Source organism: Neorhizobium sp. BETTINA12A, from assembly GCF_023006485.1.
GTDB lineage: Bacteria > Pseudomonadota > Alphaproteobacteria > Rhizobiales > Rhizobiaceae > Neorhizobium.
This window is the reverse complement of record NZ_JALBGW010000010.1, coordinates 74,699-84,311: the sequence shown is the minus strand read 5'-3', so window position 1 is coordinate 84,311 and position 9,613 is coordinate 74,699. Positions and strand designations below refer to the sequence as shown.

The 9,613-nt window shown below is 60.9% G+C and carries 7 protein-coding genes and 1 tRNA gene; 7 read left to right on the top strand and 1 reads right to left on the bottom strand.

What is annotated here, in order from left to right; translation table 11 throughout:
- A partial coding sequence (locus MOV61_RS05265; protein ID WP_247135833.1) for a Tim44 domain-containing protein occupies positions 1 to 785 on the top strand: 785 nt, incomplete at its 5' end.
- Here the strand turns inward: MOV61_RS05265 and MOV61_RS05260 are convergent.
- Positions 782 to 1,201 carry a DUF1810 domain-containing protein gene (locus MOV61_RS05260; RefSeq protein ID WP_247135832.1) on the bottom strand — a complete coding sequence of 140 codons (420 nt, stop codon included), beginning with the start codon at positions 1,199 to 1,201 and terminating at the stop codon, positions 782 to 784. The genes MOV61_RS05265 and MOV61_RS05260 overlap by 4 nt on opposite strands.
- A 119-nt stretch (positions 1,202 to 1,320) precedes the next feature.
- On the opposite strand from MOV61_RS05260, the gene MOV61_RS05255 reads away from it, so the two are divergent.
- The 6 genes from MOV61_RS05255 to MOV61_RS30290 all read left to right on the top strand — a co-directional run bounded on the left by MOV61_RS05255 (position 1,321) and on the right by MOV61_RS30290 (position 9,529).
- Positions 1,321 to 2,442: a mechanosensitive ion channel family protein gene (locus tag MOV61_RS05255; RefSeq protein ID WP_247135831.1), complete on the top strand. Its 1,122-nt coding sequence runs from the start codon at positions 1,321 to 1,323 to the stop codon at positions 2,440 to 2,442.
- Between the two features lie 68 nt (positions 2,443 to 2,510).
- The gene (locus MOV61_RS05250) at positions 2,511 to 2,789 is read left to right on the top strand and encodes a hypothetical protein (RefSeq protein WP_247135830.1); all 279 of its coding nucleotides are present in this window, start codon (positions 2,511 to 2,513) and stop codon (positions 2,787 to 2,789) included.
- Between the two features lie 144 nt (positions 2,790 to 2,933).
- The gene (gene mnmA / locus MOV61_RS05245) at positions 2,934 to 4,130 is read left to right on the top strand and encodes a tRNA 2-thiouridine(34) synthase MnmA (RefSeq protein ID WP_247032229.1); all 1,197 of its coding nucleotides are present in this window, start codon (positions 2,934 to 2,936) and stop codon (positions 4,128 to 4,130) included.
- A 135-nt stretch (positions 4,131 to 4,265) separates the two neighbouring features.
- A tRNA-Met gene (locus tag MOV61_RS05240) sits at positions 4,266 to 4,342 on the top strand.
- A gap of 511 nt (positions 4,343 to 4,853) precedes the next feature.
- Positions 4,854 to 8,894, top strand: coding sequence for a Pls/PosA family non-ribosomal peptide synthetase (locus tag MOV61_RS05235; protein WP_247135829.1), 4,041 nt, complete (start codon positions 4,854 to 4,856; stop codon positions 8,892 to 8,894).
- A complete protein-coding gene (locus MOV61_RS30290) occupies positions 8,891 to 9,529 on the top strand; it encodes a 4'-phosphopantetheinyl transferase superfamily protein (RefSeq protein WP_309493763.1) in 639 nt (212 codons plus the stop codon). Before MOV61_RS05235 ends, MOV61_RS30290 begins: the two co-directional genes overlap by 4 nt.
- Positions 9,530 to 9,613 lie beyond the last annotated feature (84 nt).

Below are 9,613 nucleotides of genomic sequence, written 5' to 3'. Positions count from 1 at the left end.
AGCCTCGTCGCGGCCTCTTCGGGGGTATGTTCGGCGGCCTGCTCGGCGGTCTCGCGCTTGGCGGCCTGATCGGCATGTTCATGGGCACCGGTTTCGGCGGCATGGCCGGCATGCTTGGCATGTTGCTGCAGATCGCGCTGATCGGCGGTCTCGCCATGCTGGCTTTCCGTTGGTTCGCCCGCCGTCAGCAGACGGCCGGCGGTCCGGCAGGGGGCATGAACACCGGGTTCGGCCAGCAGCGCAACGCCTATGATGCGCCGAGCCAGAACACCTCGTCCTTCCAGATCCCGAAGATCGGGTCGCTGGGTGGCAGCGGGCAGGGCGGTTTTGGTGGCGGCCAAAATGCCGCTCCGCGTCAGGCCGGGCCGGAAACCGACGAGATCGGCATCACCAACCGCGACCTCGACCAGTTCGAGAAGCTGCTGACCAACGTCCAGTCTGCCTATGGCGAAGAGGACTATGCCAAGCTGCGCAGCCTCACCACGCCGGAGGCGATGTCCTATCTGGCGGAAGAACTCGGCGAGAACGCTACCAAAGGCGTCAAGAACGAGGTGAAGGACGTGAAGCTGCTGCAGGGCGACCTCGCCGAAGCCTGGCGCGAAAACGGCCAGGACTATGCGACCGTCGCGATGCGCTATTCGAGCGTCGACTACATGAAGGACCGCAAGACCGGCGCAGTCGCCGAAGGCGATCCGAACGCGGTGACCGAAACCGTCGAAGTCTGGACCTTCGTGCGCAAGCCCGCCAACGACTGGCAGCTCTCGGCGATCCAGGCAGCCGCTTAACTTCGAAGCAGCGCGACGGTCTTTTCGTCACGCTCGCCATCAAAGAACTGCGAAAGGGCTTTGCCGAAAGGCGAGCCCTTTTTGCTGACGGCCTCGAACAGCGTCATCGAACTCTTGAATTTGATATCGTCAGGCGAGCCGAGGATCACGTGCGCCGAAAGATCCGGATGGGACAGCATCGCTTCGGTGCATTCGGTGAGCCGGGGTCCCAGCAGAGGATGTTCGAGATAGGCTGTCGCCTCGGCTCTCGAGCCGATCGCGAAGCGCTGGGACATGATCGAGAAGCCAAGCCCCTCCACCTGCGGGAAGATGTACCACATCCAGTGGGAGCGCTTTTTGCCATCGCGCAGCTCGCCGATGACGCGCCCATAGACCGGCGCTTGCGCGTCGACAAAGCGCATGAGGTCGAATTGCATTGTCTCTCCGTCCTGATCGCCCTGTTGCCACAAATCACCCCAGGCCAAGAAGACTCTCAAATCATGAAATTTTTGCGGCCGCTCTTTCCGATGCTGCATCGCACCCTAGCTGAGGAGGTATGGAACGCTTCATTCAGGAATTCCGGAATGATACGGCCTGGCTGCCGGACTGGCTTGTCAGCTGCGGTGTCATGGCCGTTGCATTTCTGATCGGGCTTGCGATCCAGCGTTTTGGATTTCGCTTTCTGACGCGGCTGGTCGAGAACAAGGACCTGTTCTGGCGGTCGCTGGTATCGCGTACACGGCGGCCGATGCGGCTGGCGATCCTCACCTGGACGCTGTCGCTCGGCGCGACCATTGCCCCGCTGAGTGCCGGGCAGGCGGAGGTGATACGTCACCTGCTGCTGCTCGGCTTCATCATCGTCGTCGGCTGGATGGTGAAGATCGCCCTGCATGTATGGATGATTGTCTATCTGCGCCGCTTCAAGCTCGATGCGGAAGACAATCTGCTTGCCCGCACCCATGTCACCCAGTCGCGGATCGCCGAGCGGATTGCGAGCTTCATGATCGTGGCGGTCACCATCGCCGCGATGCTGATGACCTTCCCGGCCGTGCAGCAATACGGCGTCAGCCTGCTCGCATCGGCCGGGGTCGCCGGCGTCGTGCTGGGCCTTGCGCTGCAGCCGGTGCTGAAGAACATCTTTGCCGGCATCCAGCTCGCCATCACCCAGCCGATCCGCATCGACGACGCACTGATCGTCGATGGCGAATGGGGCAATGTCGAGGAGATCACCTCCACCTATGTGGTGGTAAAACTGTGGGACTGGCGGCGGATGATCCTGCCGCTCAGCTATTTCATGGAAAAGCCGTTCCAGAACTGGACGCGCGACAGTACGGCGCTGATCGGCACGGTGATGATCTATCTCGACTATTCGGTTCCGGTGAGTGCGGTGCGCCGCAAGGTCGAGGAAATTGCCGCAGCGTCAAAACTCTGGGACAAGCGGGTGGTTGCCGTGCAGGTGACGGATTTTCGGGAAAATGTCATGGAGATCCGCATTCTCGTCTCGGCCTCCAATGCGCCGAGAACCTTCGATCTCAGATGCGAGGTCCGCGAGAAGATCATCGATTTCATCCAGCGCGAATATCCCGCCAGCCTGCCGCGGGTGCGGGCGGAAGGTGCGGCCAGCAGCGTCAGGACAGCTGCCGGGAAGGCGGTACGGCATGGCGTGCTGCAGTCTTGAATTGCGGCCTTGACCGTTTGTTCATGCCGGCGGCCTAGAATAGCCGATCTCGGCGTGGAGATGGGGTGATGGTACTGAACTGGGCAGTCTTCCTTGGCGGCACCGGATACCTGGCCTATGCGGTTGCCTCGGCAATGGCCGGGCAGGAAATTTTTCTGTTCGGCGATGGTGGCCTGTTCCTGCGTTATGCGGAGCACAGCACCCTTGTCAGGCTCTATTTCGGCCTTATCGCCCTCTGCACGCTGTTTGCCGGCATCTTCGTGGTCGGCAGCCTGGTGCCCGAGACGGAGTTCGGGCGGATGACTAGGAGCCTCTGGGCCTGGCTTGAAAAACTGCCTGGCCGATGAGCCGATTCGCGCTCCTCCTTGCGCAGGCCACAAATCCTTTCTATATCCGGCAACAATTGCCTTCGACGGCCGATCCCGCCGCAGGTCTTCAACACGCCGCTTCTATCATCTGGACGGGTGGCTTCGAGATACCGAGAGAGTTCCGTGAACACGCTGGATTTTGACAAGAGGCCGGAAGACACACGTGTTGTCGTTGCCATGTCGGGGGGAGTGGATTCCTCCGTCGTTGCCGGTCTGCTCAAACGCCAGGGTTATGACGTGCTCGGCATCACGCTGCAGCTCTATGACCATGGCGCGGCCGTGCACCGCGCCGGCTCCTGCTGCGCCGGCCAGGACATCGACGACGCGCGCCGTGTCTCCGAAACCCTCGGAATCCCGCATTACGTACTCGATTACGAAAAGCGGTTCCGTGAAACGGTGATCAACCCGTTCGCCGAAGCCTATGCGATGGGCGAAACGCCGATCCCCTGCGTTGCCTGCAACCAGACGGTCAAGTTCGCCGATCTCTTGGCGACGGCCAAGGAACTGGGGGCCGATGCGCTGGCGACCGGTCACTACATCCGTTCGTCCGCCAATCCGTCGCCGGGCAATCCGAACCGCCGTGCGCTGTTCCGACCGATCGACAGCGATCGCGACCAGAGCTGGTTCCTGTTCGCAACGACCCAGGAGCAGATCGACTACCTGCGCTTCCCGCTCGGCGGCATGTCGAAGGCGCAGGTGCGCGAGCTGGCCGAGGAGATGGGCCTTGTCGTCGCCAAGAAGGCCGACAGCCAGGACATCTGTTTCGTGCCGCAGGGCAAATATGCCGATATCATCAGCAAGGTGAAGCCGAACGCGGCACTCGCCGGCGATATCGTGCATATGGACGGACGCGTGCTCGGCCGCCACGAAGGCATCGTGCATTATACGATCGGCCAGCGCCGCGGCATCGGCATCGCCACCGGCGATCCGCTCTACGTCGTTTATCTCGATGCCCGCTCGCGCCGGGTGATCGTCGGGCCGAAGGAAGCGCTGGATACCCATCGCGTCTATCTGCGCGACGTCAACTGGATCGGCGACGGTGCGCTTGGCGAGGACACCAAGGGCGGATTTGCCTGTTTCGCCAAGGTGCGCTCGACCCGTCCGCCGACGCCGGCGATCCTGCATTCCAACGAACACGGCGTCTATGTGGATTTGGCGATCGGCGAGGCCGGTGTCGCGCCAGGCCAGGCGTGTGTGCTCTATTCGGCCGAAGGTGCGGATGCGCGCGTCTATGGCGGCGGTTTCATCGAGCGTTCGGAACGCGCAGCCGAGGCCGAAATCGCCCTGAAGGCTCTGCTTTCGACACCCGTCGCTGCCTGAAACGTGCACTAACCGGGGCTCACGAAATTGCCGTCGGTTTTTGCCCAGACCCTGCTTGACACTTTGGTGACGGGGGACTTATAAGCCGCACGACCAAAGCGGAACCGGCCACGCCGGAACTTCCGCAGTCCCTGTGGCGGGGTAGCTCAGTTGGTGAGAGCGCAGGATTCATAACCCTGAGGTCGGCAGTTCAATTCTGCCTCCCGCTACCATTCAGTCCAGCGAAATCAATCTCAGCGGCGCATTCTCGGAATGGCGTCGGCATTTACGTCGATTAGCGGATATCTCAGGTCTGCGGCGTCTGGGGTTCCGCGATTTCCTCGTCTCAGTCTCTGCTTGCGACCAGCCATGTCTTCGGCGCGGGAGACGTGCCGAAACTCAGGGAGATCTTCCGGTCCCGGCTCGTGCAACACAGCGAACGTCTCAACCGGCGGGCGCTGGCGGGCAAGGCCCCGATCTTCACTTGCGCAACATCTGTCTGCTGGGCGGCAGTCTCAGTCCAGGGAGCGCTCTTGACGCAGTTCGTTTCATAGCAGTGGGACCTGCTTTGACGCGCCCAACAAAGCTGCTTTTCTTTTCACGGAATCTCGCGTAAGGCGCGCGAAGCTAACAATGACGACGGCCGCAAACTGTACGCCGGCGCCACAGGCGATCCCTGCATCGGCAAGGAAGCGAGATCGCCAACGTCACGTCGCTGGATACAGTACAAGCAGGATATTAGACATGAACGACGCGGGGATCCATGTGCGCGGTCTCAATTCGGGCCATTCGGAGGTGACGGAGCGCGGTGCGGTGCCGCAGATCCTATGTGGCCCTGATCCACGGAACGTTTCCCTGCCGGGCGAACGGCTCTCCAGCCTGTTCGAGCGCTGTGCCGAGCGCTACGGCGCGATGCCAGCCGTTATAGACGGCGGGCGCATGTGGACCTACATTGAAATTGACGCTGAAGCGAACCGCCTTGCGCGCTTACTCGCCCTGCGCGGCGTCAAGCTCGGAGACCGGGTAGCCCTGCTGCTCGAGCGGTCGGCCGAGACGTATATAGCGATCCTCGCTGTCATGAAGTTAGGGGCCGCCTTCGTACCGCTTGCAGCTGCCTTCCCCGAAGAGCGCATGTCTTTGATTATCGAGGACGCTGATGTTCGTTTCGTCGTCACAATGGCCGAGCATGTGGCGCGCGCGGCGGCGCTTTCCGTTCCACATATCGTGATTGCGGCCAACTGTCCGGAGACCGCCCGTCAATCGGACAGCCCGCTCAATATCGTCGGATCCGACGACGATATCTGCTATATCCTCTATACATCCGGGACGACCGGCCGACCCAAGGGCGTGGCGGTGCGCCACCAAAGCATCTGCAATTTCGTTGACGTTGCCGCCGCAGCATATGGCTATCGACCGGGCGACCGTGTCTATCAGGGCATGACGATCGCCTTCGACTTCTCCACCGAAGAGATCTGGGTGCCATTTGTCGCCGGTGCCACGATCGTCCCCGCGCCCGGCCGCATGACGCTGGTAGGCGAGGAACTCGGCGACTTCCTTCGCGCTAACGCCATTACCTGCATGGCCTGCTCGCCGACGCTGCTGTCATCCTTGGAAAGCGATGTGCCGAGCTTGCACACCATACTCGTGGGCGGCGAAGCCTGTCCGCAGAATCTCGTGACCCGCTGGTCGAAACCGGGCCGCCGCATCCTTAATACATACGGCCCGACTGAAGCGACGGTGACCGCGACCATGGGCTACCTGACGCCCGAGCGCCGCGTGACCATCGGGTCGCCGCTGCCCTCTTATTCTATCGTGATCCTTGATGCCGAAGCGCCGCGATTGGCGGCGGCCGGGGAACTTGGAGAAATCGGCATTGCCGGCATCGGCCTTGCGGTCGGCTACCTCAATCGGCCGGATCTGACGGCACAGAAATTCATTCCTGACTTTCTCGATCTGCCTAATAATCCCTCAAAACGCATCTACCGTACCGGCGATCTCGGCTGCATAAATACAGACGGCGAAATCGAATATCACGGCCGAATCGATACACAGGTGAAGATTCGCGGCTATCGCATCGAGCTGGGTGAAATCGAGACGGCCTTGCTCGACCAGCCCGATATAGCGCAGGCCGCCGTCACCACTTGGGAGGTCGAGCCCGGCCGCCTGGAGCTGGTCGGTTATTATGCGCTAAAATCCGGTACCGGAGCTCTTTCTCGCGCCCATCTTGCTAAAGAACTGCGCCGGCGCCTACCGGAGTACATGGTACCCTCATTCCTTGAGGAGCTTGCGGCATTGCCAATGACAGTCTCCGATAAGGTGGATACGGGGAGGCTGCCAAAGCCGATGGGCCTCCGGGTCAGCACAGGGCGCAAGGAAGTCCTCCCCTCCACCGATGACGAGAGCTATCTGGTGGCGGCGCTGGGCGAAGTGCTGATGATGGACGACATCTCCGTTGAGGATCATTTTTTTGATGATCTCGGCGCGAACTCATTGCTGATGGCGCGCTTCTGTGCCCGTCTGCGTGCACGCCAGGAGTGGTCAGGCACTTCGATGCGGGACATCTATCTCAATCCGACGGTCGCCGCTCTGGCGCGACACCTGCGCGGCCCTGAGGACAAGGCGATACCCGTGGAGGAGCCTGTCATCAATCATCGCGCCTCGAACCTCGCCTACTGGACCAGCGGCGCCGCGCAGCTCGCCTTTTATTGCCTCTTCGGCTATTTCGATCTTTGGATGCTGAACTATGGGCTCAACTGGGTCTATGACATGCTCGACGACCCGGTTCAGCTCTACCTGCGTTGCGCGATGTTGTCGGCAGCAGTTTTTTTCGGTATGTCAGGCTTTGCCGTTGCGATGAAGTGGCTGCTCATCGGCCGCTGGAAAGCAGAGAGCTTTCCGATTTGGGGTCTTCGCTACTACCGCTTCTGGGTGGTCAAAACGCTCATACGTTCGGCGCCGGTCGTCCTCTTTCGCGGCAGCCCGCTTTACAACCTCTATCTTCGCTTGCTCGGTGCCCGTCTCGGTCGCAACGCTACCATCGAGTCCCGCACGATCCCGGTCTGCACCGACCTGATCTCCATCGGGGACAACGCCATACTGCGCAAGGAATCCATGATTCTCGGCTATCGCGCTCAGGCCGGCTATATTCATACGGGATCGATTTCCATCGGCCGCGACGCCTTCGTCGGCGTAGGTTCGGTGATTGATATTGATACATCCGTTGGGGAGCGAGCACAGCTCGGCCATGCGTCCTCGCTGCAGCGAGGAGAGCACATTCCAGACGATGCCCACTGGCACGGATCCCCGGCGATACCGACCACGGCGGATTACTGCAAAGCCCCGACCCTTAGCCTTTCGAAGACGCGACGCTTTAGTTACGAGGCTGTACAGCTCATCACACTTTTCGCTGTCGTCACCCCGTTCCCCCTGTGGTTCCACAGCTACTGGCAAAATGTCAGCGACGACTATCAGGAGTCTATCGGTATCGTCGCCGTCGGCACGACCGCGACGCTCTTTGCTCTCACCAGCGCGCTGCTTTTCGTCGCGCTCGTGCTGCCGCGCCTGTTCAGCTTAATGCTGAAGCCCGGGCGCACCTACCGACTCTATGGCTTTCATTTCTGGTTGCAGTCTATCGTCGAGGCTTCCACCAATGCTCGCTTTCTCAACCTGATATTCGGCGACAGCTCCGCCATCGTCCACTACATGCGGGCACTTGGCTGGAACCTTAACAAGGTGGTGCAAACCGGCTCGAACTTCGGCAGCAATCAGCAGCAGGACAATCCGCTGTTCTGCGAGATCGGTTCCGGAACGATGGTTTCGGACGGGCTCTACATGATCAACGTCCACAAGTCGGCTTCTGCCTTCAGGCTGGAGCACACCAAGGTCGGCGAGCGCAATTACTTCGGGAACAACATCTTCTATCCGCCGGATAGCCGGACCGGGGATAACGTGCTGCTTGGCACAAAAGTAATGGTACCAATCGATGGACCGTTACGCGAAAACGTGGGCCTGCTCGGTTCGCCGCCTTTCGAGATCCCCCGAATTGTCAAGCGCGATAAAGAACTCATTCAAGGTGTCAGCGACGCCGAACGCCGCGGCTGTCTCCCGCACAAGAACAGGCACAATCTCACGACCGCCCTGATGTTTATCGCCACGCAATGGACAGTGTTGTTCATTACATTGGCGATTTGGGACCGGGCGCTGAACTATTACACCGAGTGGGCCCAGATGGCTCTGTTCGTCGCGGTCGTACTGACGGCAGCGTTTGCCATTCCGTTCCATATCTTCTTGGAGTGGGCGAGCCTGCGCTTCCGAAAGCTTCAGCCGCAGATGAATACCATCTACGATGTTGCCTTCTGGCGTCACGAGCGTCACTGGAAGCTATCGGATTCGCCGGTTGTGCAGCTCTTCGCCGGCACGCCGTTCCGTCCAATGATACTGCGAGCGTTAGGGGTCAAGATTGGCAGGCGCGTCTACGATGGCGGCGCGAACCTGACAGAAAGATCGCTGGTGGAGATCGGCGACGACGCGACGCTCAACGAAGGCTGCGTCATCCAGGCGCACTCGCTGGAGGAAGGCGCGTTCAAGTCGGATTTCATCCGCATCGGCAACGGCTGCACCCTCGGCCCCGCGGCCTTCATTCATTACGGCGTAACGATGGGAGATGGAGCACTCGCCGACGTTGATTGCTTTGTGATGAAAGGCGAAATCCTTCAGCCGAACTCGATCTGGCGCGGCAACCCCGCAAAGCCTGGCGGTTTTCTCAAGTCAGTTGCGGGCAAATGAACGGCGGAGCGGCAGAAGCTGCGCTATTGACGGAGATGAAGCGGCTTGCCCCGCCGACTGTCCGGCTCGGTTGTCGCATGATCGGCCCAAATGACGAAGCCTTGCTCCTGCCTGACGAAGTGGCCGCCATTACCTCCAGGCAACCTGCGGCCCGGCGAGCGAGCGGTACCGCCCGCTCGCTTGTCCGATGTCTACTGGCGCTTGAAGATGCGGAAGAGGGCCCCATAGGGCGTTCCCCCGCCGGAGCACCGCTCTGGCCCCGGGGCTTCGTCGGCTCTCTCGCGCATGATGCGGAAATGGCGGTCGCAGCCATTGCCAGAAGCGTTCACGTGCCCTCGCTCGGCATTGATGTCGAGCCGGCCGAACCGCTGCCGGACGACATCGCCGCCCTTGTACTGACTTCCGGGGATGTCCTCTCGGGGATCGACGCGCGTTTTGCGACGCGCGTTCTCTACAGCGCGAAGGAGGCGGCCTACAAAGCCGCGTACCCGCTTGATGGGGAAATTCTGGGTTACGAGCATATAAATGTCGATCTTGCTCGCCGCGAGGCCGTGACCGCAGGCGGCCGCAGGATGCGGCTGTCCTTTTGCACGTTGCCTCGTGTTGTCGTCCTTGCCGCTGCGGTAAACGGTTAGCGGCAGGCGACGCCGGGGTCCCTGAACTTCTATCTCACCGAACTCGCTCGTTTAGGCGGTTAACCAAGGATATCGGTTGGCACG